This window comes from Methylomonas koyamae (genome assembly GCF_019669905.1).
Classification (GTDB): Bacteria; Pseudomonadota; Gammaproteobacteria; order Methylococcales; family Methylomonadaceae; genus Methylomonas; species Methylomonas koyamae.
The window spans coordinates 769,879-793,835 of sequence record NZ_AP019777.1; the positions used below are offsets into that span (position 1 = coordinate 769,879).

Consider the following 23,957-nt stretch of genomic DNA (forward strand, 5'->3'; position numbering starts at 1 on the left):
CTGTAATCGAGTCAAGATTGGTCGCTAATCTTTCTTAGCGGCAAACCAAAATTAAACTGAAGAGTTTGATCATGGCTCAGATTGAACGCTGGCGGTATGCTTAACACATGCAAGTCGAACGCTGATAAGGTGCTTGCACCTTTGATGAGTGGCGGACGGGTGAGTAATGCATAGGAATCTGCCTATTAGTGGGGGACAACGTGGGGAAACTCACGCTAATACCGCATACGATCTACGGATGAAAGCAGGGGACCTTCGGGCCTTGCGCTAATAGATGAGCCTATGTCGGATTAGCTAGTTGGTGGGGTAAAGGCCTACCAAGGCGACGATCCGTAGCTGGTCTGAGAGGATGATCAGCCACACTGGGACTGAGACACGGCCCAGACTCCTACGGGAGGCAGCAGTGGGGAATATTGGACAATGGGCGAAAGCCTGATCCAGCAATACCGCGTGTGTGAAGAAGGCCTGAGGGTTGTAAAGCACTTTCAATGGGAAGGAACACCTATCGGTTAATACCCGGTAGACTGACATTACCCATACAAGAAGCACCGGCTAACTCCGTGCCAGCAGCCGCGGTAATACGGAGGGTGCAAGCGTTAATCGGAATTACTGGGCGTAAAGCGTGCGTAGGCGGTTGTTTAAGTCAGATGTGAAAGCCCCGGGCTTAACCTGGGAACTGCATTTGATACTGGGCAACTAGAGTTGAGTAGAGGGGAGTGGAATTTCAGGTGTAGCGGTGAAATGCGTAGAGATCTGAAGGAACACCAGTGGCGAAGGCGGCTCCCTGGACTCAAACTGACGCTGAGGTACGAAAGCGTGGGTAGCAAACAGGATTAGATACCCTGGTAGTCCACGCCGTAAACGATGTCAACTAACTGTTGGGTTCTTTAAGAACTTAGTAGTGGAGCTAACGTATTAAGTTGACCGCCTGGGGAGTACGGCCGCAAGGCTAAAACTCAAATGAATTGACGGGGGCCCGCACAAGCGGTGGAGCATGTGGTTTAATTCGATGCAACGCGAAGAACCTTACCTACCCTTGACATCCTCGGAACTTGTCAGAGATGACTTGGTGCCTTCGGGAACCGAGAGACAGGTGCTGCATGGCTGTCGTCAGCTCGTGTTGTGAAATGTTGGGTTAAGTCCCGTAACGAGCGCAACCCTTATCCTTAGTTGCCAGCGAGTAATGTCGGGAACTCTAGGGAGACTGCCGGTGATAAACCGGAGGAAGGTGGGGACGACGTCAAGTCATCATGGCCCTTATGGGTAGGGCTACACACGTGCTACAATGGCCGGTACAGAGGGCAGCGAAACCGTGAGGTCAAGCAAATCCCACAAAGCCGGTCCCAGTCCGGATTGCAGTCTGCAACTCGACTGCATGAAGTCGGAATCGCTAGTAATCGCGGATCAGAATGCCGCGGTGAATACGTTCCCGGGCCTTGTACACACCGCCCGTCACACCATGGGAGTGGGTTGCAAAAGAAGTAGGTAGTTTAACCTTCGGGAGGGCGCTTACCACTTTGTGATTCATGACTGGGGTGAAGTCGTAACAAGGTAGCCCTAGGGGAACCTGGGGCTGGATCACCTCCTTACAAAGACAGAACGCCGTTACACGTATCCACAACAAATTATTTCGATTGAAAGACGCACCTGGGTCTGTAGCTCAGTTGGTTAGAGCGCACCCCTGATAAGGGTGAGGTCGGAGGTTCAAATCCTCCCAGACCCACCAACGCGAAAAGCAAGACGAAAGCAGCAAGGCAACTGAACAAGCAAGAGACAGTCGTTGGATTGCTCCTGTGTTGATCTTGAGGGTTTCGGCTTTAGTCTTTTGACTGTTTTCGGGGCCATAGCTCAGCTGGGAGAGCGCCTGCCTTGCACGCAGGAGGTCGGGAGTTCGATCCTCCCTGGCTCCACCACTAGCCAGAAGCAAACCAAGCACCCGCGTCTGCCGTAGCCGTGAAGGCGATCATCTCTATAACGTTTGGCAACAGACTTTATAGAATTGGTCCTCGGATCAATACGCTCTTTAACAATATGGAAATCTGTAACCAAGTCTTGATCGGAAACGATCAAAACTGAAACGAGTTGCAGTTTATGAAAGGCAATTATCGAAAGATAAACGCCGAAAGTAAACCGCGAATCGTTCTCAAGCAACATCAGCGAACATGTCAGCTGACAAATAACTTAAATAGTAAGCCTAGCGAAGCCGGAGATGCAAATCGAAAGCTAAGTGAAAGCAGACGTATTCGGGTTATATGGTCAAGTGAATAAGCGCATACGGTGGATGCCTAGGCAGTAAGAGGCGATGAAAGACGTGGTAGCCTGCGAAAAGCTTCGGGGAGGCGGCAAACAGCCTGTGATCCGGAGATGTCTGAATGGGGAAACCCGGCGAGGATAACCTCGTCATCTTTGAGTGAATACATAGCTCACTGAAGCGAACCCGGAGAACTGAAACATCTAAGTACCCGGAGGAAAAGAAATCAACCGAGATTCCCTTAGTAGTGGCGAGCGAACGGGGACTAGCCCTTAAGTGTTGATGACGTTAGTGGAACGGTCTGGAAAGTCCGGCGATACAGGGTGATAGCCCCGTACACGAAAACGTCTTCAGCATGAAATCGAGTAGGTCGGCGCACGTGAAACGTTGACTGAATATGGGGGGACCATCCTCCAAGGCTAAATACTCCTTACTGACCGATAGTGAACCAGTACCGTGAGGGAAAGGCGAAAAGAACCGCGGAGAGCGGAGTGAAATAGAACCTGAAACCGTATGCGTACAAGCAGTAGGAGCCCCTTCGTGGGGTGACTGCGTACCTTTTGTATAATGGGTCAGCGACTTACATTTTGTGGCAAGCTTAACCGAATAGGGGAGGCGTAGGGAAACCGAGTCTTAATAGGGCGTTTAGTCGCAAGGTGTAGACCCGAAACCGGGCGATCTATCCATGACCAGGTTGAAGGTCAGGTAATACTGACTGGAGGACCGAACCCACTCCCGTTGAAAAGGTAGGGGATGAGTTGTGGATCGGAGTGAAAGGCTAATCAAGCTCGGAGATAGCTGGTTCTCCTCGAAAGCTATTTAGGTAGCGCCTCGTGTATCACTGCTGGGGGTAGAGCACTGTTTCGGCTAGGGGGTCATCCCGACTTACCAACCCGATGCAAACTCCGAATACCAGCAAGTGTCAGCACGGGAGACACACGGCGGGTGATAAGGTCCGTCGTGAAAAGGGAAACAGCCCAGACCGTCAGCTAAGGTCCCCAAATCTATGCTCAGTGGGAAACGATGTGGAAAGGCACAGACAGCCAGGAGGTTGGCTTAGAAGCAGCCACCCTTTAAAGAAAGCGTAATAGCTCACTGGTCGAGTCGGTCTGCGCGGAAGATTCACCGGGGCTAAGCATAGTACCGAAGCTACGGATTCACGCTTTGCGTGAGTGGTAGAGGAGCGTTCCGTACGCCTGCGAAGGTCGATTGAGAAGTCGGCTGGAGGTATCGGAAGTGCGAATGCTGACATAAGTAACGATAAAGGGGGTGAAAAACCCCCTCGCCGTAAACCCAAGGTTTCCTGCGCAACGTTAATCGACGCAGGGTTAGTCGGCACCTAAGGCGAGGCTGAAAAGCGTAGTCGATGGAAAACAGGTTAATATTCCTGTACCAGTATTAACTGCGATGGGGTGACGGAGAAGGCTATATCAGCGGTCTGTTGGAAGTGGCCGTTTAAGCAAGTAGGCAGGCATCTTAGGCAAATCCGGGGTGCTTTATGCTGAGATGTGATGACGAGTGTCTCGAAAGAAACGCGAAGTGATAGATGCCCTGCTTCCAAGAAAAACCTCTAAGCTTCAGGTTAATAGTGGCCGTACCCTAAACCGACACAGGTGGGTGGGATGAAAATTCTAAGGCGCTTGAGAGAACCCAGGTGAAGGAACTAGGCAAAATGATACCGTAACTTCGGGAGAAGGTATGCCCTTGGTACGTGTAAGCCCTCGCGGCTGAAGCGGAAGGGGGTTGCAAAAAATCGGTGGCTGCGACTGTTTAGCAAAAACATAGCACTCTGCAAACACGAAAGTGGACGTATAGGGTGTGACGCCTGCCCGGTGCTGGAAGGTTAATTGATGGGGTTATCTTCGGAGAAGCTCTTGATCGAAGCCCCAGTAAACGGCGGCCGTAACTATAACGGTCCTAAGGTAGCGAAATTCCTTGTCGGGTAAGTTCCGACCTGCACGAATGGCGTAACGATGGCCACACTGTCTCCACCTGGGACTCAGTGAAATTGAAATCGCTGTGAAGATGCAGTGTACCCGCGGCTAGACGGAAAGACCCCGTGCACCTTTACTATAGCTTGACACTGGACTTTGAACCTACTTGTGTAGGATAGGTGGGAGGCTTTGAAGCAGGAACGCCAGTTCTTGTGGAGCCAACCTTGAAATACCACCCTGGTATGTTTGGAGTTCTAACCTCGATCCATTATCTGGATTAGGGACAGTGTCTGGTGGGTAGTTTGACTGGGGCGGTCTCCTCCCAAAGAGTAACGGAGGAGCACGAAGGTACCCTCAGCCTGGTCGGAAATCAGGCAATGAGTGCAAAGGCATAAGGGTGCTTGACTGCGAGACGGACAAGTCGAGCAGGTACGAAAGTAGGTCTTAGTGATCCGGTGGTTCTGTATGGAAGGGCCATCGCTCAACGGATAAAAGGTACGCCGGGGATAACAGGCTGATACCGCCCAAGAGTTCATATCGACGGCGGTGTTTGGCACCTCGATGTCGGCTCATCACATCCTGGGGCTGAAGCAGGTCCCAAGGGTATGGCTGTTCGCCATTTAAAGTGGTACGCGAGCTGGGTTCAGAACGTCGTGAGACAGTTCGGTCCCTATCTGCCGTGGGCGTTTGAGATTTGAGGGAAGCTGCTTCTAGTACGAGAGGACCGAAGTGGACGAACCTCTGGTGTTCCGGTTGTCATGCCAATGGCATTGCCGGGTAGCCACGTTCGGACAGGATAACCGCTGAAAGCATCTAAGCGGGAAGCCCCTCCCAAGATGAGATCTCACTGGGACTATAAGTCCCCTGAAGGGCCGTTGGAGACGACGACGTTGATAGGCACGGTGTGGAAGTCCAGTAATGGGCGTAGCTAACGTGTACTAATTGCCCGTGAGGCTTGACCATATAACACCCAATGCGTTTGGGTTGTCACACGACAATCGCTGAACAAAACCTGAGAACGATACCAACTCATACAGATTTCCATGAAAACAGGTGAAAAGTACAAGGCACAACGTGTCAAACTACTTGAAAGGTCTAGCAGAGACTAGATTGATCCCTGTGCATGACGGTTGGCTTAAACCAACCAAACCAGTTTGCTTGGTGAACATAGCAAGCGTGAACCACCCGATCCCATCCCGAACTCGGAAGTGAAACCGCTTAGCGCCGATGATAGTGTGGCAGGTTGCCATGTGAAAGTAGGTCATCGCCAAGCTCTTAAATATCAAGCCCGTCTAACCACGGGCTTTTTTTTGCCCCTCGCTTTGCCCCCTTCATAACGCCCCAACAACGCGCCTCCAGCGGGCAAGCCACGCCAACATCGCACACCTTCTTCAACTTACCAGCACGGAGGAGCGAATCATCGCAATAGCGGCCTTTAGCAGCGGCTGCTATCTCGTGCCGGCCTTAAGCGTCTCCTGCCGAGCTTGCAGATTCAAAGCAGGCGCGAAGAATCTCCTCCAACTTCTTCATGCTCAAGCGCCTGTTACAGCCACGGCGGTCAGTTCACTATGGCTGAATCAGCTACAACGCGTCTATTTGCGCTCGCCAGTCTGCGAAATCAAATCGACCTACGACCCGAGAAACTACTCTTCCTTCCCGACTAAGCAAAAAACTGCTCGGCGTCAAGGATACGTTGCCATAGGCTTTCGCATGAGTTCCGTCAATATCCAAGGCCACCGCATACGGCAAACTGTGCATTTCGCTTAGCTGTTTGACTCGGCTGGGAATGTCGTAAGGCATCGCTACCGCAATGATTTGCAAACCTCTGCCGGCGAATTGCTTGTGCAAAGCGATTAAATCCGGAATTTCTTCGATACATACGCGGCAGTCGCTTGCCCAAAACGTAAGCAATACCGGTTGGCCGCGCAATTCGTGAAGCTCTATCTGCTCGCCCGTTATCGTGATAAATGTAGAATCGGGGGCTTTTATCTCGAATTGAGTTTGTTGCCAAAAAACTATCGCCAACATGCACAAAGCGAAAATTACACCAAGTGCGGGCTTTACTTGCATAGGCTTTGAAATCGGTAGGTCTTGATTGGTTTTGAGACGATTATAGCAAAGCTGTTAAAATGGCCGAATTGCCCATTAATCCTGGTTTCGGTTATGAAAAAAATTCTGATTTCCGACAAGCTCGCGGAAGACGGCGTCAATTTTTTGAATGCTCAGGAAGGCATTCAAATTCATATTCAGACCGGGCTGGATGAGGATGAATTATGCGAATTGATTCCCGAATACGATGCATTGTTGATCAGAAGCGATACCCAGGTCACTAGGCGAGTTTTGCAGTGCGCTACCAAGCTAAAAGTGGTTGGGAGAGCCGGCATCGGAGTCGATAACGTCGATTTAGAGGCCGCTACCGAACAAGGGGTTATCGTGATGAATACGCCGGATGCGAACGCGACCACCACGGCGGAATTGGCGATTGCTCACATGTTCTCGTTAAGCCGGAATTTACCCGTCGCCAATTTCTCAGTTCGGCAAGGAAAATGGGAGCGGGCCAAGCTGATGGGGGCAGAGATTGCCCACAAGACGTTATCTATTTTGGGTTTCGGCACTATCGGCCGAATCGTTGCCCAGCGGGGGCACGGTTTGGGTATGCGGGTAATCGCTTACGATCCGTACGTCGCTCCGGACGTGTTCGCTAAACACGGTGCCGAAATGGTCGATCTGGATGCCTTGCTTAAACAGGCAGATTATTTGACGCTGCATTGCCCTCTATTGGAAAAGACTAAAAATATCATCGGCCGCCAGCAATTGGCGATGATGAAAAAGACGGCAAGGTTGATTAATTGCGCCCGCGGCGGTCTGGTGGACGAAGCGGCGTTATACGATGCGCTAAAAGAAGGGCGTATCGCCGGGGCTGCGTTAGACGTTTACGAAAATGAGCCGCCGGCTGACTCGCCTTTGTTGGGATTGGAAAATATCGTATTTACCCCTCACCTTGGAGCCTCAACCAAGGAAGCGCAAATTGCAGTCAGCGTCGAAATTGCCCGTCAGGTGGTCAAATACTTGCAAACCGGTGAAGCGGTTAATGCCTTGAATCTGCCCAGGCTGTCAGCCGAAGAGCTGAACGAGGCGCAGCCCTTTATGAATTTGGCCAATATTCTGGGCAAAGTCTTGGTGGGTTTGATCGATCAGCCGATCGAAAAGCTGGAAGTTGCAGTCTTCGGTAAGGCAGCCCAAGTCAAAATCCGGCCGATCTCGGCGGAAGCCATGGTGGGCATGTTTAAAGGGCGGCTTTCGACTCCGGTTAACCGGGTCAACGTCGAAAATATCGCCAAGCGCCAGGGTATCGCACTGGTCGAGTCGCAAACCGAAGAAGCGGAAGGTTACCAGTCCCTGATTAAGATCACCGGATATTGCGCGGATAAAGAAGTATCGTTGTCCGGGACGTTGCTGGGCCATCAACATCCTCGGTTGGTCGGCATTAATCATTTCGAAATCGAAGTCGTGCCGGAAGGTACTTTGTTGATCACCCGGCATGACGATAAACCCGGTGTGATTGCGGCGATCAGTTCAATACTCGGTATGGCCAATATTAATATCACTCGGATGCAAGTCAGTATCGCCGACCAAAACCAGTTGGCGATGATGGTGATCAGCGTTTCCGACCCTCTAAACGAACAAGTGCTGCGAAGTGTATGCGAAGTGCCGGCAGTTCACACGGCGAGGCAAATCGTATTATGAGTTTTGATGTGGTTTGTTTTGATTGTGACAGTACCTTGAGTCGAATAGAGGGAATAGACGAGTTGGCCCGGCGCAATGGCATATTCGACGAAGTGGCGGCGTTAACGGATGCGGCGATGAATGGCGAATTGGCGCTGGAAGAGGTCTATGCCAAACGTTTGGAATTGATCAAACCGGATAAAGCCTCGATAGATTGGTTGGCCGCTTTGTACATTTCCGAGTTGGTCGAGGGTGTTGTTGAAACCGTTGCCGCGTTGCAAGCCAATGCCAAACAAATCCATATTATCAGCGGCGGCTTGCGGCAAGCGATATTGCCGTTGGCGGCGCAGTTGGGTATTCCGGAGCAGCATGTGCATGCGGTCGATATCGAATTCGGCGCCGACGGCGGTTATTTGGATTTCGCCCGCCATTCGCCGCTAGCGGTCAGCGGCGGCAAGGCTAGGATTTGTAGAAGGCTGAGAATGCAGCATTCTTCCTTGGTCATGGTCGGCGATGGCAAGACGGATCTGGAGGCTAAACAGGCCGGAGCTTATATGATCGGATTTGGCGGCGTGGTCCGCCGGCCTTTGGTAGAAGACCAAGCGGATTGCTATGTCGCGGATGCGTCGCTAACGGCTATTTTGCCGCACGTACTGTAACGAGGCTCGATAAGCCGCGTTGGCGATGGTAAAATCAGCGAATTTTTCAGAGGATTCAGAGAGATACAATGGCAGGGCATAGTAAGTGGGCGAACATCAAACATCGTAAGGGTGCGCAAGACGCGAAACGAGGCAAGATTTTTACCAAACTGATCCGGGAAATTACTGTAGCGGCCAAAGGTCCGGGTGGCGGTGACGTGGCCAATAATCCCGCTTTGCGCGCGGCAATCGATAAGGCGCTCGGCGCCAACATGAAGCGCGATACCATTGATAACACCATCAAAAAAGCCATCGGAGCCCTGGATGGGGCTAACTACGAGCAGGTGCGCTACGAAGGTTACGGCCCGGGCGGTACCGCTGTCATGGTCAATTGCCTGACCGATAATCGCAACCGTACCGTCGCCGACGTGCGGCATGCCTTTTCCAAACACGGCGGTAACTTGGGTACCGACGGTTCCGTGGCATATCTGTTTCGCAAGGTAGGCATTATCAGTTTCTCCAACGAGGTGGACGAGGATGCGCTGATGGAAGCCGCAATGGAAGCAGGTGCCGAAGATGTTGTGACTAACGACGACGGTTCTATCGACGTGTTTACCACGCCCGAAGAGTACTTGAATGTCAAGGAGGCTATCGTCGCCGCCGGTTTGGAGCCGGAAAACGCGGAAATCACGATGCATGCCGATACCAAAACCGAGTTGGACGCCGAGGCTGCCGAGAAAATGCTGAAATTGATCGACCGGCTGGAGGATTTGGACGACGTTCAGGACGTTTATTCGAATGCCGACATCAGCGACGAGATCATGGCCGCAATCGGCTAAGTAGACGTTAAGCGACGGATAAGCGATTGGTCAGGATACTGGGCATAGACCCCGGCTCGAGAATTACCGGTTACGGTGTCGTCGAGACGACACCGCGTGGCATCAAATACTTGGCTAGCGGTTGCATTCGGGTGCAGTCCGATAATTTTCCGGAGCGGTTGCAGCAAATCTTCGACGGCGTCAGCCAGATCATAGAGTTGTACCGCCCCGAGCAGATGGCGATTGAACAGGTTTTTATGCATAAGAACGCCGATTCGGCCTTGAAGCTCGGCCAAGCTCGCGGTGCCGCGATTTGTGCGACGATGAACCGGCGGCTACCGGTGTTCGAATACGCCGCGCGCCAAGTCAAGCAGGCGCTGGTCGGCAAAGGCAATGCGGACAAGCTGCAAGTGCAGCACATGGTGAAGATCTTATTGAATATTCAAGGCGAGTTACAAATTGATGCCAGCGACGCACTGGCAGTTGGCCTGTGCCATAGCCATTACCAGGAAACCGCGAAGCGTCTGCAGCAGGTGGGTTCGTGATCGGCTTCCTCCGCGGCAAACTGATCCATAAGGCGCCGCCGCAATTACTGCTCGACGTGCAAGGGGTCGGCTATGAAGTCGAAGCGCCGATGAATACCTTTTACGATTTGCCGGCTTTGGGCGAAGAAGTCCGATTACATACGCATTTAATCGTGCGGGAAGATGCGCATATTCTGTTCGGTTTCGTCAGCGAAGGCGAGAGAAGCCTATTCAGGACATTGATCAAAGTTAACGGCATCGGACCCAAATTGGCGTTGACTATTTTGTCCGGACAAACAACCGAAGAATTTTACCGCTGCATCGACGATAACGATGTCAAAGCTTTGGTGCGCTTGCCCGGAGTCGGACAAAAGACCGCCGAGCGTTTGATCGTGGAGATGCGCGGGCGTTTGCCTGAGCTGCATAAATTTTCCGCCCGCGAGCCGGGCGGCGGCCAAACAGAAGTCGCCAAAGGCTCTGCCAAGCAGGAGGCCGTCAGCGCGTTATGCGCGTTGGGCTACAAACCGCAGGATGCGGCGCGGATGGCGCAGGCGGTTGCCAGCGAAGATAGCAGTTGCGAAGACATCATTCGTGCGGCATTACGCGGAGCGGTTAGATGATCGAAAGCGACCGGTTGGTAACCGCATCCGGCACCAGCGAGGAAGAACGCGTCGACCGGGCGATTCGGCCGAAACGCTTGAAAGACTATGTCGGCCAGCGCGAATTGCGCCAGCAAATGGAAATATTCATCCAGGCGGCGGTCAGCCGTGCCGAAGCGTTGGATCATGTACTGATCTTCGGCCCGCCCGGATTGGGCAAAACCACATTGGCGAATATCGTTGCCACCGAAATGAACGTCAATATTCGGCAGACCTCCGGGCCGGTGCTGGATAAGGCCGGAGATTTAGCGGCGTTGCTGACCAATCTACAGGCTCACGACGTGCTGTTTATCGACGAGATCCACAGGCTCAGCCCGGCTGTCGAAGAGGTGCTGTATCCGGCTATGGAAGACTACCAGATTGATATTATAATAGGCGAAGGCCCTGCCGCCCGCTCTATCAAGTTGGATCTGCCGCCGTTTACGTTGATAGGCGCCACCACCCGGGCTGGGTTGCTGACCTCGCCTCTGCGCGACCGCTTCGGTATCGTCCAACGACTGGAGTTTTATTCGGTCGAGGAGCTGTCCAGTATCGTCAAACGGTCGGCACAAATGTTGGGCATCGGGATGGACGGCGGTGGTGCGGATGAGATTGCCTGTCGTTCTCGCGGCACGCCGCGCATCGCCAATCGCTTGTTGCGCCGAGTGCGCGATTTTGCCGAGGTGAAAGGGAATGGCGTGGTGACCCGCGAGGTTGCTGCCAAGGCGCTGGAGATGCTGAAAATCGATCCGCAAGGTTTCGATATGCTGGATCGCAAGTTGTTGGCGGCGATGATCGAACATTTCCAGGGTGGCCCAGTGGGCTTGGATACATTGGCGGCCGCCATCAGCGAAGAGCGCGGTACGGTGGAAGACGTGTTGGAGCCGTATTTGTTGCAGCAAGGATTCATCATGCGCACGCCGCGAGGGCGTGTCGCCACGCACAAGGCCTACAGTCATTTCGGTTTGCCTTTGCCCAAACGAGCGCCAGGTAGCGACGACATTTTTAGCCTATGACGTTAGAACTGTCCAATGCGGCGGCGTTCAACTGGCCGGTCAGGGTGTATTACGAGGATACCGATGCCGGCGGTGTCGTATTCTACGCAAACTACCTTAAATTTTTCGAACGGGCCAGAACCGAATTCTTGCGCAGCTACGGGTTCGAGCAAGACGTTTTGATGGCCGAGCAAGGCGTTATTTTTGTGGTTCGCTCGGTAAAGATCGATTATTTGAGGCCGGCTCGATTTAACGAGCAATTGGCGGTCAGCGCCAAAGTCATTGAAATTAAAAAAACCAACCTTACTTTTGAGCAGACCGTTACCCGCCAAGAACAAATTTTGTGTACCGGCGAGGTCAGGATCGCCTGTCTCGACGCCCAAACCATGAAACCCAAACCGATTCCCTCCGTTATTTTGGAACAATTAAACTGATGAATACCGATTTATCCATTCTGACACTGGTCAAAGAAGCCAGTTTTGTCGTGCAGTTTGTTATGTTCATTCTGTTGTCGGCGTCGATTGCTTCGTGGACTTTTATCTTCTCCAAGCGCAAAGAACTGAAACAGGCCATCGAAATCACCGACGATTTCGAGGACGAGTTTTGGTCCGGAGTCGGTCTGGCCGAGCTGTACAAAAAAATGTCCAGCGACCGCTTCGAGCCGGAAGGGATCGAAAAAATCTTTCTAGCCGGTTACCGCGAATTTGCCAGAATGCGGCAAAAAGGCGACGTCGAACCGGTGGTTCAAGTCGAAAGCGCACAACGGGCGATGCGTATCGAGTTGGCCCGCGAATTGGACCGGTTGGACGAAACCCTGCCGTTTTTGGCAACGGTCGGTTCGACCAGTCCTTACATCGGCTTATTCGGTACCGTGTGGGGCATCATGAATTCGTTTCGGGCTTTGGGCGAGATTAAAAACGCCACATTGGCTAATGTCGCGCCGGGTATCTCCGAGGCGCTGATCGCCACGGCGATCGGTTTGTTTGCGGCGATTCCGGCGGTTATCGCCTACAACCGCTTCTCGACTCGGCTGGACCGTTTGGCCGGCCGCTACGAGTTGTTTATCGATGAGTTCGTAGTTCTTCTGCAAAGACAGGCACACAGCAAATGAACGTAGGCGGCAGCAACCGTAAATCGCGCAAACGGCGCGGGCCGATGGCCGAAATTAACGTCGTTCCTTATATCGACGTCACTTTCGTGCTGTTGATGATATTCATGATTACCGCACCGTTGGTACAAACCGGCGTCGACGTCGATTTACCGCAAGCAGAAGCCGAATCGGTCGATTTGCAGGATCAGACACCGGTCATCGTTTCGATTAAAAAAGACGGCAGCCTTTACGTCGATATCGGTAACGGCGACGAAGACGCGGATACTCCGGTCGATGTCGACACCGTCAAAACCCGGGTGGCGGCGGTGTTCCGCAATAATCCGAAGGCGCAACTGTACGTGCGTGGCGACCACGAGGTCGACTACGGCAGTATTGTCAAGGTCATGGTGGAACTGAAAAAAACCGGTGCGCCGAAAGTGGGTTTGATGACTTCGCCGCCGCCCGAGAGCAAATAACGTCAGAATCATGAGAAATTTCAAACCTTCGTTTGTCTTGGCGGTGGCGCTGCACCTTTTGATTGTGCTGCTGTTCAGCATCAGTTTTCTGACCGATCGCGATGAAGCGCAAACCGCGCCGCCGGCCGAAATCATCGAAGCTACCGTGATCGACGGCGCGGCAATCGATGCCGAAGCCGAACGTTTGAAACAAAACGAAGAAAACAAACGGCAGGCGGAAACAGCACGCCAACAACAACTGGAAGATGCCCGCAAAGCCGAGGAGCAAGCCCTGCAGCAGGCAAAAAAGCAGCGGGTGTTGGAGGAGCAAAAGGCGTTAGAAGCCGCCGAGAAACGTAAGCAGGAGGCCTTGGCCGAACAAAAACGTCAGGAACAGTTGGACGCCAAGCGAAGGGAAGAGGAAAAAAAGTTAGAGGAGGCCAAGGAACGGCGGGCTCTGGAAGAGAAAAAAGCCAAGGAAGCCGCGGAAAAACAGAAGCAGGCGGAATTGGACAAGCAAAAGGAATTAGCCGAAAAACAGAAACAAGCCGAGATGGAGAAACAAAAGGAATTGGCGGAAAAGCAGAAACAGGCCGAACAGGAAAGGCAGAAGGAAGCCGAGAAGCAAAAACAGGCGGAAAAACAAAAGCAACAGGAAGCGGAACGGGAAGCCAGGCTCAAGGAGCAAAAACTGGCGGAAGAAGCCAAACTGAAACAACAGGAAGCCGAAGCCAAAAAACTGGAGCAGGAAAAGAAACTTCAGGAACAAAAGGCCCAGGAACAGAAAAAACTACAGCAACAAAAAGCCGAGGAAGCCAAACGCGAGGAACAGGCGCAACAAGCCAAGGCGGAAAAAGAAAAGCAGTTGGCTGAAGAAAAAGCCAGGGCCGAGAAAGAAAAACAAGCGGCGCTGGCTGCTGAAAAAGCCAAACAAACCGCGGAAGCCGAAGCCAGGGCAAAAGCGGAGAAGGAGCGCCAGGCCAAATTAGCGGCTGAAAAAGTCGAGAAGGAGCGGCAGGCGGCAGAAGCGGAAGCCAAGGCCAAGGCGGAAGCTGAGGCTAAAGCCAGGGCCGAAAAAGAACGGCAAGCCAAATTGGCTGCGGAAGCGGCAGCGAAGGCAAAAGCCGAGCAAGAACGCCAAGCGGCTGAAGCAGCCGCCAAAGCCAAAGCCGAACAGGAGCGGCAAGCCGCAATCGCCGCCGCGCAAAAAGCCGAGCAAGAGCGGCAGGCTGCTGAAGCAGCGGCAAAGGCCGAGCAGGAGCGCTTGGCTGCGGCTGCAGCCGAGGAGGCGCGCTTGAATAACTTGATTAAGAGTAAAACCGAAGGTGCCTGGATTCGGCCGATGGGCGCGGCGCAAGGCTTGAAATGCACAATTCAGGTAAAATTGCTGCCTAGCGGCGACGTGATGGATGCGGTCGTTGTCGGCAGTAGCGGCGACCCGATCTTCGACCGCTCGGCCGAAAATGCGGTCAGAAAGGCCTCGCCGTTGCCGGTGCCGCAAGACAAGATATTGTTCAACCAGAAGTACAGAGTTTTCAATTTATCGTTTAAACCGGAATAAACCACGGAACCCATAGAATGCTTCTAATCAAAAGAGTTTTTATCGGCGGCTTCATAGCCTCATTGCTATCGGTGGCCCAGGCAGCCGGTTTGACTATCGAAATCACCAAGGGCTCGCAAACCGCAGTACCTATCGCGATCGTGCCGTTTGCCCAACAAGGCTCTATCGGTAACGTCAAGTTGTCCGATGTGGTCAGTTCCGACTTGGCCGGTAGCGGTTTTTTCAAAACCCTGGCCGAAGACGATATGTTGACCAAACCTAGCGAGCCGGAACGGGTTAATTTCAAGGATTGGCAGGTGTTGGGCCAGGACTACATGACTATCGGCCAAGTCGTCGGTAACGGCAACAGCTTCAATATCCAGTTTTACTTGTTCAACGTGCACAACGGCCAATTGCTGATGGGCTACCGGCTGACTGCCGGCGCCAACGAACTGCGCCGAGCCGCGCACCATATCAGCGATTTGATTTACGAAAAGCTGACCGGCCGCAAAGGTGCTTTCAACACCCGTATCGCTTACGTGACCAGCCTTGCCCGCGGTAACGGCAAACAGTACATGCTGCAAGTCGCCGATGCCGACGGTTATAACCCGCGCACGATAGCGGAATCGCCTGAACCGATCATGGCACCGGCGTGGTCGCCGGACGGCAGCAAAATCGCCTACGTTTCGTTCCACACCAAACGCTCCGAGATTTGGGTACAGACCCTGGCCACCGGTCAGCGCGAGAGCGTTTCCGCCTACCCCGGTATCAACGGCGCGCCGGCGTTTTCACCGGACGGCAGCCGGCTGGCTATTACGTTGTCCAAAGACGGCAGTCCCGACGTTTACGTGCTGAACTTGGCTAACCGGGGCTTGACCCGCTTGACCAGCGGTTTGTCGATCGACACCGAGCCGACTTGGTCGCCGGACGGTTCGACGATCGTGTTTACCTCGGACATGGGCGGCAAGCCGCAACTCTACAGTATGCCGGCCTCCGGCGGCAAAGCCAGCCGCTTGACCTTTCAGGGTGATTACAACGCCAGAGGCCGGTTCTCGGCGGACGGCAGAAGTCTGGCCATGGTCACTGGCAATGGCGGCAGTTACCGGATAGCGGTCATGGATATGGCATCGCGTACCGTAAACGTGCTGAGCGAAGGCAACCTCGACGAATCGCCCAGTTTTGCCCCCAACGGCAGCATGATCCTGTTCGCGGCGACCCGCGGCGGCAAGTCGGCGTTGTCGGTGGTGTCGACCGACGGCGCGATGCAACAAAAATTGGCATTCGAGAGTGGCGGCGTGCGCGAACCGGCTTGGGCGCCTTGATTGCAAGGCCGATAACCCTCAAACTATAGCTACCTGATTTTTATTTATTTTTGGAGAAACTTGATGAGATTTAATAAAACCTATTTGGCTTTGGCGATGAGCGCCGTGTTGATTGCCAGCGGCTGCAGCTCGACCGACGAAGAAGGCGGCTTGGCCGATTCCACTCAAGGTACTGACGCTTCGACCAGCGGTTACAACGACGGCTCGATGGCCGGCAGCCAGTTCGGTTCCGGAAACGGCTACAGTTCCGGCTCCGGTTCGCATCTGGGCCCCGAGTTCAGCGACCCGAACAATCCGTTGTCCAAACAAATCATTTATTTCGAGTTGGACAGCAGCCAAGTCAAACAAGAGTACGTGCCGGTTGTCGCCGCCCACGCCCGTTATCTGGCTTCCCATCCTAACCAACACGTGATTCTGTCCGGCCATGCCGACGAGCGCGGCTCCAGCGAATACAACATCGCGCTGGGTGAGCAACGTGCCAAATCGGTGGAAAGAATGATGCGCTCGCAAGGCGTCACCGCGTCGCAACTGGAAGTCGTCAGTTACGGCGAAGAAAAACCGGCGGTATCTGGTCACGACGAATCCGCTTGGCAAATGAACCGCCGGGTCGAAGTCGGTTACCAATAATGGCAAAGCGCGCACTTCTGGCAATGGGATTGGGGCTGGGGTTGGTCACCTCGGCGTCGGCGGCGCCGGTCAACAACCCCGGTGCTTACCCGGCCGCACCCAGCGATAATGCCATATTCGAAGTACTGGGACGGCTCGAGCAGTTACAGTCGGAAGTGCAGCAATTGCGCGGCATGGTTGAGGAACAATCGCAAACCATCGCCGATTTGCAGCGCAAACAAAACAATATGTATTCCGACTTGGACGAGCGGATGCAGGCGTTATCGGCCGCAGGTCAGCCGGCTGCGGCCCAACCGGCGTCGCAGCCGGACGCCGGCGCGGCGCCCGCTGCTGCCGCACCTGCTGCTCCGGTAGCCGCTTCGGTTCCGCCGGCGACTGCGTCGGCGCCTTCGGCCGCAGCGGCCCCAACTCCTGCGGTTCCGCCCGCGTCGGTTGCCGTCGCCGAGAGCAAACCGGCGCCAGCGGTTTCGGCTAACGAAAAGGAACGTTACCAGGCGGCCTACGATACGTTGCGTAACGGCCATAACGCCCAAGCCGTGAAAATGTTTCAGGATTTGCTGAGGGATTTTCCGGCGGGCGAATTTGCCGACAATTCGCAATATTGGTTGGCCGAAGCTTATAAAATCAATCGCGAATTCGATGCCGCTCGTGCCGCGTTCAACAAAGTGGTCAGCCAATATCCGAACAGTTCGAAAGTGCCGGATGCGTTGTTGAAACTGGGTTATATCGAATTCGATCTGCAAAACGCCGCAAAAGCCCGCGATTATCTGACCCGGGTAACCACCAGTTATCCAGGAACCACCGCCGCGCATTTGGCCGAGAAAAAACTGGCGCAAATGTCGCAATAGCCGGTCGGCGGATGGATCAACAGCTACGCATCACCGAGATTTTTTATTCGTTGCAAGGGGAAACCAACACGGTTGGTATTCCCACAGTATTCGTACGCTTGACCGGATGTCCGTTGCGCTGTTCGTATTGCGACACCGCTTATGCCTTCAGCGGCGGCGAAAAGCGCAGTATCGGCGAAATCATCGCTGAGGTAGGGCGCTACCACACCCGCTACGTGACGGTGACCGGCGGCGAGCCGCTGGCTCAGCCGGGGTGTCATCCGTTGATGACAGGCTTGTTGGATGCCGGCTATTCGGTCTCGCTGGAAACCAGCGGTGCGCTGGACGTTGCGGCAGTCGATGCCAGAGTCGTCAAAGTCGTCGACTTGAAAACGCCGAGTTCCGGCGAAATGCAGCGCAACCTCTACCGCAACCTCGATTTTTTACTGCCGCACGATCAGGTCAAGTTTGTCATTGCCGATGCCGCCGATTACGAATGGTCCAAACAACAGTTGGAACATTACCGGTTGGCGCAACGCTGCGAAGTGCTGTTTTCGCCGGTCATGGGCGTGATGCCGCCGGCCGAGCTGGCCGAGCGGATTCTGGCCGACCAATTGACGGTTCGGTTTCAAATTCAATTGCATAAATATTTGTGGAATGATGCGCGAGGAAAATAATGCCGGCGCTAAACCGGCAGTAATTTTGTTGTCCGGCGGACTGGATTCGATCACGGTACTGGCCTTGGCCCAGCAGCAAGGTTTTGTTTGCCACGCGTTGAGCTTCGATTACGGCCAACGCCACAACGCGGAACTGGAGGCAGCCAGGAACATTGCCAGCCATTATCAAGTCGCCGCCCATAAAGTTATCAATTTAGGCTTGAGTTCTATCGGCGGATCGGCGTTGACCGACGCTAATATCGATGTGCCGACTTCGCCGCAGACCGGGATTCCGGTGACTTATGTGCCGGCGCGCAACACCATATTCTTGGCTTTTGCATTGGGTTGGGCAGAGGTATTGCAGGCGCACGACGTGTTTATAGGCGTCAATGCGGTGGATTATTCCGGTTATCCCGATTGCCGGCCGGAATTTATTAAGGCGTTCCAGGATATGGCCAATCTCGGTACCAAGGCCGGTGTGGAAGGCCACAAAATCCAAATCCACACGCCGTTGATCTCGTTCAGCAAGGCGCAGATCATCCAACAAGGTATGGCTTTAGGCGTCGATTACGCCGCCACCGTTTCCTGCTATTCGGCCGATGCCGAAGGCCGGGCCTGCGGCGTATGCGATGCCTGCCGGCTGCGCGCGGCGGGATTCGCGGCGGCCGGCGTCGCCGATCCGACCCGTTATCGTCCCCACTAAATCCGTATCGGCCCGCATTTATCGAAACTGAAATTCGCGCGCTCAAATTTGTCGGCTAAGCTTTGCAAGGTCAGACGGAGAGCCGCCAGAGGTCGTGCCAAATGCAAGTCAAACCAACCAAATCCCAGTTTGTCGCGGTCGCGTCGATTGCCGCCGAACTGAGCGCCGTGATGGAAGTTGCCAAGGAAATATCGTTGGCCGCGGCCAACGCCAAAGCCATCGCTTTTCGCGCCGGCGAAAAAGCCAAAGGTTTCCAGCCTATCACCGATTTCATTAACGAATTGGCCAAAGACACCATCGAACTAGTCAACAACATTAACGATTACGCCTTCCTGCTCTATCGCTTGACGGTCGACGAACAACGTTTGGCCGAAGCCTGCGGCCGTTTCGAACAGGTCGAACGTCTGGCCCAGGGCGCGCGTTATGCCGCGTCGTTGGCGGGGCCATTACAGCAAGCCCGGCATAAAGCTCAGGCTGCGCGCCGCGAGTTTACGATCCACGTTTCCGAATTGCTGGGCAAATTGGCCGAAGTGATGCATCCGGCTCGCGCGGCGCGGGTGATCGCCGCCAATTCCAGGATCGAAGCGTCGCAAGCCGGCGAGTACCTGCAAAGCTTGCAAGCGGTTGCCGAAAGCGTCGATAACGCCGCCCAAATCATTAACGACAAAGTACACCGTTGCCGTAGCGCATTGACCGTTATCAATCTGGCCGATTGAACGGGGCCGTTGCGAAGAGGAATCCGATATGAAAATGACCAGAATCTACGAAGGCGCGCACCAATGGGTGATGTTCGGCCGCGATCCGCACCGGCCGGAAAAGATTATCGATACCAACCAATACATGGTGCGCACCGCGGATCGTTGCCTGTTGCTGGATCCCGGCGGCATCGAACTGTTTGCGCCGATGTTGGCTGCGGTATTGCACCACGCCCCGGTCGAGGAGATTACCGATTTGTTCGCATCGCATCAGGACCCTGACATTATTTCGTCTCTAGGCCTGTGGGACCAAGCTCTGCCGAACGCCAAATTACACGCGGCGCAGTTGTGGGAGGGGTTTTTACGCCATTTCGGCTGCGAGTCTATCGAATACGTGCCGATTCCGGACCACGGCGGCACGATCAATCTCGGCAGCGTCGAACTGCAAATCGTGCCGGCGCACTATCTGCATTCATCGGCCAACTTTCATATTTACGATCCGCAAGCCAAGATTTTAATGTCGGGCGATGTCGGCGCCGCGTTGGAAGCCCCAGGCGCGCCGGTATTCGTCGATAATTTCGAGGCCCATATCGAAAAGATGCGCTATTTCCACCAGCGGTGGATGCCGTCCAACCAAGCCAAGCGGGCTTGGCTGGAGCGGGTCAGAAAACTGGATGTGCAAATCCTGGCCCCGCAACACGGCCGGATGTTCAAGGGCGACGATGTCAGGCGGTTTCTGGATTGGTTCGAGGCGCTGCAAGTGGGGATTGCCGTATAAAACAAGCATTTGCCGAAAATTGGGTTTATAATCCGGCCGTTACCAGCCCCTGTCGCGAGACGGGGGTTTTTTGTTAGTGAGAGGAGCTGGAGTATCTCATCAAGCATGGCGCAAAAACTTTATATACAGACTAACGGTTGTCAAATGAACGAGTACGATTCCGACAAGATGCGGGACGTACTGCAAGCATCGCACGGTTTGGAATTGACCGATATCCCCGAACAGGCCGACGTGTTATTGCTGAACACCTGTTCGATCCGGGAAAAAGCCCAGGAAAAAGTGTTTTCTGCGGTCGGGCGTTGGAAAAAGATCAAAGACAAACGCCCGGATGTGATTATCGGCGTCGGCGGTTGCGTCGCCAGCCAGGAAGGCGCGGCTCTTCAAAAGCGCGCACCTTACGTCGACATCGTCTTCGGGCCGCAAACCCTGCATCGTCTGCCGGAACTGTTGAACAAGGCGCGTAGCGGCGACAAACATGTGGTCGATATTTCCTTCCCGGAAATCGAAAAATTCGACAACCTGCCTGAGCCGCGCGCCGAAGGTCCGAAAGCCTTCGTGTCGGTGATGGAAGGTTGCAGCAAATATTGCACTTATTGCGTCGTACCTTACACCCGCGGCGAGGAAGTCAGCCGGCCGCTGAACGATGTGATTGCCGAAATCGAAACGCTGGCCAAGCAAGGCGTCCGCGAGATAAATCTGCTCGGCCAGAACGTCAACGCCTACCGCGGCGCCATGGAAGACGGCGACATCGCCAGCTTCGCCTTGTTGTTGCACTGCGTCGCCGCCGTCGACGGCATCGACCGCATCCGCTTTACCACCTCTCACCCGCTGGAATTCACCGACGACATCATCGAGGCCTTCGCCGAGATTCCGCAGTTGGTCAACCACCTACATCTGCCGGTGCAAAGCGGCAGCAACCGGATTCTGGCCGAAATGAAACGCGGCCACCGCCGCGAGGATTACCTGGAGATCATGCGCAAAATCAAAGCGGTGCGGCCGGGAATCAGTTTGTCGTCGGATTTCATAATCGGTTTTCCCGGCGAAACCGAGCAGGATTTCGAAGATACGATGGCGCTGATCGAGGAAGTCGGCTTCGACTTTTCCTACAGTTTTATTTTTAGCGCCAGACCCGGCACGCCGGCGGCGAATTTTGCCGACGACGTCAGCATCGAAGTGAAGGAGCAGCGTCTGCAACGCTTGAAAGAACGTTTGAACCAGATGTTCATGGCCATTTCGGAAGGGATGGTCGGCAGCGTGCAAAGCGTGTTGGTGGAAGGGGTTTCGAAGAAAAATCCGTTGCACTTGACCGGGCGTACCGAGAACAACCGGGTGGTAAATTTTGCCGCCCATCCGCGCCTGATCGGCCAATTCGTCGACGTGTTGATTACCGAAGCGTTGCCGAATTCTTTGCGCGGCCGCGTGTCGGAATCCTCCATCGAAAAAGTCAGACAGACCGCCTAGTGTTGAATACCTCGCATTTTTCTCAAGAAATCACGCTGTTGCCGGACGACGCCCAGCGCCTGTCCAATTTCTGCGGCCAACTCGATAGCCACATCCGCCAAATCGAACAGCGCCTGCATGTGGACATTGCCAACCGCAGCAACCATTTTCGAGTCACCGGCGTCGATGCTGCGGTCAAAGCGGCTTGCGCGGTGATTCAAAAACTGTTCGAAATGACCGAGCGCGAAGAAATTACCCCGGAGCAGGTGCACCTGAGTTTGCAGGATGCCAGCATCGACCAACTGCTGCAGCCTGCGGCCAACCACGAGCCGGTAGCGATTCGCACCAAGCGCGGCGTGATTAAAGGCCGTGGCCACAATCAGCAGGATTATTTGCGCAAGATTCTCAGCCACGACATCAATTTCGGCGTCGGTCCGGCCGGCACCGGTAAAACCTATCTGGCGGTGGCTTGTGCCGTCGAAGCCTTGCAAAACGAGACCGTCCGGCGGATCGTCTTGGTGCGCCCGGCCGTAGAAGCCGGCGAGAAACTGGGTTTTTTGCCCGGCGACATGGCGCAGAAAGTCGACCCTTATTTGCGGCCGTTGTACGACGCTTTATACGATATGCTCGGCTTCGAGCGGGTCGAGAAACTGCTGGAGAAAAACGTCATCGAAGTCGCGCCGTTGGCGTTCATGCGCGGCAGAACCTTGAACGATTCCTTCATCATTCTCGACGAAGCCCAAAATACCACGGTGGAACAGATCAAAATGTTCTTGACCCGGGTCGGTTTCGGCTCCACCGCGGTGATTACCGGCGACGTGACTCAAATCGACCTGCCCAGCGAAAAAATGTCCGGCCTGAAGCATGTTTTGAAAGTATTGAAAGACGTGGAAGGGATCAGCTTCACCTTTTTCGGCGTGCGCGACGTGGTCAGGCACCCGTTGGTGCAACGCATCGTCGCGGCGTACGACCGCTACGATCTGGAACAGGGCAAAAACACGCCGTGAACTATATCGATTTGCAAATTGCTACCGAGTCGGTCTATCCCGCCGCCGAGCAATTCCAAGCCTGGGTCGACGCCGCCTTATCCGATTTCCAACGCGACAGCGAAGTGACGATTCGTCTGGTCGATACTGCGGAAAGCGCCGAATTGAACAGCCAATACCGGCACAAATCCGGCCCGACCAATATCCTCAGCTTTCCGTTCGAGGCGCCGCCGGGCGTGGAGCTCGACCTGTTGGGCGATCTGGTGATTTGTGCGCCGGTGCTGGCGCGCGAGGCGGCCGAACAAGGCAAATTGCCCGAACACCATTGGGCGCATATCACTGTACACGGCGTATTGCATTTGCTAGGGTATGACCACATCGAAGAGCAAGACGCGGAACAAATGGAAGCGCTGGAAATTGACATTCTAAGCCGATTAAACATAGCCAATCCCTATCTGGAGGATAGTAAGCAATGAGCGATGGTAACCCCCCGAGTAGCCAGCCCCATCAGAAAAGCCTGATCGAACGCATCGGCCATTTTCTGAGTGGGGAGCCGCAAGATCAGGAAGACTTGCTGGAGATATTAAGAGAGTCGCAAGAAAAACATTTGCTCGATTCCGACGCGTTATCCATGATGGAAGGCGTCATGCATGTCGCGGAGATGCGAGTCAGAGACATCATGATCCCGCGTTCGCAGATGGTGGTGGTGCCGCGCGAGGCCGAATTGGAAACCATCTTTCCGCTGGTCGTCGAATTTGCCCATTCCCGTTTTCCCGTCATCGAAGAAGACCGCAGCAAAGTGGTCGGCATTCTGTTGGCCAAGGATTTGTTGGCCCATGCCTTGCGCAACAAAGCGCTGAAGGTGGAAGACGTGATGCGGCCGGTCAACTTGGTGCCGGAAAGCAAACGGCTGAACGTGTTACTGAAGGAATTTCGTACCGAACGCAACCATATGGCGATCGTGGTCGATGAATACGGCAACGCCGCCGGCTTGGTTACCATCGAAGACGTACTGGAGCAAATCGTCGGCAAAATCGAGGACGAGCACGACGATGACGAGGTCCAGGAATTCATTTCGCAGCGCGGCGAAAAAGAGTTCATTCTGAACGCATTAACGCCGATAGAAGAATTCAACGACTATTTTTCCGCCGATCTGGAAGACGACGAATACGACACCATCGGCGGTTTGATCGTGCAACGTTTGGAGCATTTTCCAAAGAAAGGCGAAAAAGTCGAAATCGGCGATTTTTGTTTCGAGGTGTTGCGAGCCGATAACCGCCGCGTGCATCTGCTAAAACTTAAAATCAAGTAAGC

Annotated in this window: 22 protein-coding genes, 2 tRNA genes and 3 rRNA genes; 26 read left to right on the forward strand and 1 reads right to left on the reverse strand. The window is 54.2% G+C overall.

Annotated elements, in window-relative coordinates; genetic code table 11:
- Nucleotides 1-53: 53 nt before the first annotated feature.
- From MKFW12EY_RS03750 to rrf, 5 genes are all read left to right on the forward strand, one after another.
- Nucleotides 54-1,589: ribosomal RNA gene (locus MKFW12EY_RS03750) — 16S ribosomal RNA — on the forward strand.
- A 60-nt stretch (nucleotides 1,590-1,649) separates the two neighbouring features.
- Nucleotides 1,650-1,726: transfer RNA gene (locus MKFW12EY_RS03755), tRNA-Ile, on the forward strand.
- A gap of 111 nt (nucleotides 1,727-1,837) precedes the next feature.
- Nucleotides 1,838-1,913: transfer RNA gene (locus MKFW12EY_RS03760), tRNA-Ala, on the forward strand.
- 341 nt (nucleotides 1,914-2,254) lie between these two features.
- Nucleotides 2,255-5,148: ribosomal RNA gene (locus tag MKFW12EY_RS03765) — 23S ribosomal RNA — on the forward strand.
- A 194-nt stretch (nucleotides 5,149-5,342) separates the two neighbouring features.
- Nucleotides 5,343-5,458: ribosomal RNA gene (gene rrf, locus MKFW12EY_RS03770) — 5S ribosomal RNA — on the forward strand.
- Together the 16S, 23S and 5S rRNA genes with 2 tRNA genes alongside form the textbook arrangement of a ribosomal RNA operon.
- Before the next feature lie 308 nt (nucleotides 5,459-5,766).
- On the opposite strand, the gene MKFW12EY_RS03775 is transcribed toward rrf, so the two are convergent.
- Nucleotides 5,767-6,213 (reverse strand): peroxiredoxin family protein, encoded by a 447-nt coding sequence (locus MKFW12EY_RS03775; RefSeq protein WP_245006428.1) that lies wholly within the window; start codon nucleotides 6,211-6,213, stop codon nucleotides 5,767-5,769.
- Nucleotides 6,214-6,348: 135 nt separating this feature from the next.
- Between MKFW12EY_RS03775 and serA the strand changes: the two genes are divergently transcribed.
- The 21 genes from serA (at nucleotide 6,349) to MKFW12EY_RS03880 (ending at nucleotide 23,955) form a co-directional block, all read left to right on the forward strand.
- Entirely contained in the window at nucleotides 6,349-7,932 is a 1,584-nt protein-coding gene (gene serA, locus MKFW12EY_RS03780) for a phosphoglycerate dehydrogenase (protein WP_221054032.1), read from the forward strand.
- On the forward strand, nucleotides 7,929-8,570 hold the full coding sequence (locus tag MKFW12EY_RS03785) for an HAD-IB family phosphatase (protein ID WP_054763223.1): 642 nt from the start codon (nucleotides 7,929-7,931) through the stop codon (nucleotides 8,568-8,570). The genes serA and MKFW12EY_RS03785 overlap by 4 nt, the downstream gene beginning before the upstream one ends.
- Before the next feature lie 68 nt (nucleotides 8,571-8,638).
- Nucleotides 8,639-9,388, forward strand: coding sequence for a YebC/PmpR family DNA-binding transcriptional regulator (locus MKFW12EY_RS03790; RefSeq protein ID WP_054763222.1), 750 nt, complete (start codon nucleotides 8,639-8,641; stop codon nucleotides 9,386-9,388).
- A 26-nt stretch (nucleotides 9,389-9,414) separates the two neighbouring features.
- On the forward strand, nucleotides 9,415-9,912 hold the full coding sequence (gene ruvC / locus MKFW12EY_RS03795) for a crossover junction endodeoxyribonuclease RuvC (protein WP_054763221.1): 498 nt from the start codon (nucleotides 9,415-9,417) through the stop codon (nucleotides 9,910-9,912).
- Nucleotides 9,909-10,511, forward strand: coding sequence for a Holliday junction branch migration protein RuvA (ruvA, locus tag MKFW12EY_RS03800; RefSeq protein ID WP_054763220.1), 603 nt, complete (start codon nucleotides 9,909-9,911; stop codon nucleotides 10,509-10,511). The genes ruvC and ruvA overlap by 4 nt, the downstream gene beginning before the upstream one ends.
- Nucleotides 10,511-11,545, forward strand: coding sequence for a Holliday junction branch migration DNA helicase RuvB (gene ruvB / locus MKFW12EY_RS03805; RefSeq protein WP_172680349.1), 1,035 nt, complete (start codon nucleotides 10,511-10,513; stop codon nucleotides 11,543-11,545). The genes ruvA and ruvB overlap by 1 nt, the downstream gene beginning before the upstream one ends.
- Nucleotides 11,542-11,958 carry a tol-pal system-associated acyl-CoA thioesterase gene (ybgC, locus tag MKFW12EY_RS03810; protein ID WP_054763218.1) on the forward strand — a complete coding sequence of 139 codons (417 nt, stop codon included), beginning with the start codon at nucleotides 11,542-11,544 and terminating at the stop codon, nucleotides 11,956-11,958. The genes ruvB and ybgC overlap by 4 nt, the downstream gene beginning before the upstream one ends.
- Nucleotides 11,958-12,635 (forward strand): protein TolQ, encoded by a 678-nt coding sequence (gene tolQ, locus MKFW12EY_RS03815; RefSeq protein ID WP_064020548.1) that lies wholly within the window; start codon nucleotides 11,958-11,960, stop codon nucleotides 12,633-12,635. Before ybgC ends, tolQ begins: the two co-directional genes overlap by 1 nt.
- Before the next feature lie 44 nt (nucleotides 12,636-12,679).
- Nucleotides 12,680-13,090 carry a protein TolR gene (gene tolR, locus MKFW12EY_RS03820; RefSeq protein ID WP_231879366.1) on the forward strand — a complete coding sequence of 137 codons (411 nt, stop codon included), beginning with the start codon at nucleotides 12,680-12,682 and terminating at the stop codon, nucleotides 13,088-13,090.
- 10 nt (nucleotides 13,091-13,100) lie between these two features.
- Nucleotides 13,101-14,630 carry a cell envelope integrity protein TolA gene (gene tolA, locus MKFW12EY_RS03825; protein WP_221054033.1) on the forward strand — a complete coding sequence of 510 codons (1,530 nt, stop codon included), beginning with the start codon at nucleotides 13,101-13,103 and terminating at the stop codon, nucleotides 14,628-14,630.
- Nucleotides 14,631-14,647: 17 nt separating this feature from the next.
- A complete protein-coding gene (gene tolB, locus MKFW12EY_RS03830; protein ID WP_054763214.1) occupies nucleotides 14,648-15,931 on the forward strand; it encodes a Tol-Pal system beta propeller repeat protein TolB in 1,284 nt (427 codons plus the stop codon).
- Between the two features lie 63 nt (nucleotides 15,932-15,994).
- The gene (gene pal, locus MKFW12EY_RS03835; RefSeq protein ID WP_054763213.1) at nucleotides 15,995-16,558 is read left to right on the forward strand and encodes a peptidoglycan-associated lipoprotein Pal; all 564 of its coding nucleotides are present in this window, start codon (nucleotides 15,995-15,997) and stop codon (nucleotides 16,556-16,558) included.
- Nucleotides 16,558-17,406: a tol-pal system protein YbgF gene (gene ybgF / locus MKFW12EY_RS03840; protein WP_221054034.1), complete on the forward strand. Its 849-nt coding sequence runs from the start codon at nucleotides 16,558-16,560 to the stop codon at nucleotides 17,404-17,406. The genes pal and ybgF overlap by 1 nt, the downstream gene beginning before the upstream one ends.
- 11 nt (nucleotides 17,407-17,417) lie before the next feature.
- Nucleotides 17,418-18,062: a 7-carboxy-7-deazaguanine synthase QueE gene (queE, locus tag MKFW12EY_RS03845; protein ID WP_054763809.1), complete on the forward strand. Its 645-nt coding sequence runs from the start codon at nucleotides 17,418-17,420 to the stop codon at nucleotides 18,060-18,062.
- The gene (queC, locus tag MKFW12EY_RS03850) at nucleotides 18,046-18,744 is read left to right on the forward strand and encodes a 7-cyano-7-deazaguanine synthase QueC (protein ID WP_064039687.1); all 699 of its coding nucleotides are present in this window, start codon (nucleotides 18,046-18,048) and stop codon (nucleotides 18,742-18,744) included. Before queE ends, queC begins: the two co-directional genes overlap by 17 nt.
- A gap of 101 nt (nucleotides 18,745-18,845) precedes the next feature.
- Nucleotides 18,846-19,460, forward strand: a complete 615-nt coding sequence (locus MKFW12EY_RS03855) for a hypothetical protein (protein ID WP_054761586.1) — start codon at nucleotides 18,846-18,848, stop codon at nucleotides 19,458-19,460.
- A gap of 28 nt (nucleotides 19,461-19,488) precedes the next feature.
- On the forward strand, nucleotides 19,489-20,217 hold the full coding sequence (locus MKFW12EY_RS03860; RefSeq protein WP_064020556.1) for an oxygen-binding di-iron domain-containing protein: 729 nt from the start codon (nucleotides 19,489-19,491) through the stop codon (nucleotides 20,215-20,217).
- A gap of 105 nt (nucleotides 20,218-20,322) precedes the next feature.
- On the forward strand, nucleotides 20,323-21,678 hold the full coding sequence (miaB, locus tag MKFW12EY_RS03865) for a tRNA (N6-isopentenyl adenosine(37)-C2)-methylthiotransferase MiaB (RefSeq protein WP_064020557.1): 1,356 nt from the start codon (nucleotides 20,323-20,325) through the stop codon (nucleotides 21,676-21,678).
- Nucleotides 21,678-22,664, forward strand: coding sequence for a PhoH family protein (locus MKFW12EY_RS03870; protein ID WP_054761589.1), 987 nt, complete (start codon nucleotides 21,678-21,680; stop codon nucleotides 22,662-22,664). Before miaB ends, MKFW12EY_RS03870 begins: the two co-directional genes overlap by 1 nt.
- On the forward strand, nucleotides 22,661-23,119 hold the full coding sequence (gene ybeY, locus MKFW12EY_RS03875) for an rRNA maturation RNase YbeY (protein WP_054761593.1): 459 nt from the start codon (nucleotides 22,661-22,663) through the stop codon (nucleotides 23,117-23,119). Before MKFW12EY_RS03870 ends, ybeY begins: the two co-directional genes overlap by 4 nt.
- Nucleotides 23,116-23,955 (forward strand): CorC family transporter, encoded by an 840-nt coding sequence (locus MKFW12EY_RS03880; protein ID WP_054761594.1) that lies wholly within the window; start codon nucleotides 23,116-23,118, stop codon nucleotides 23,953-23,955. The genes ybeY and MKFW12EY_RS03880 overlap by 4 nt, the downstream gene beginning before the upstream one ends.
- Nucleotides 23,956-23,957 lie beyond the last annotated feature (2 nt).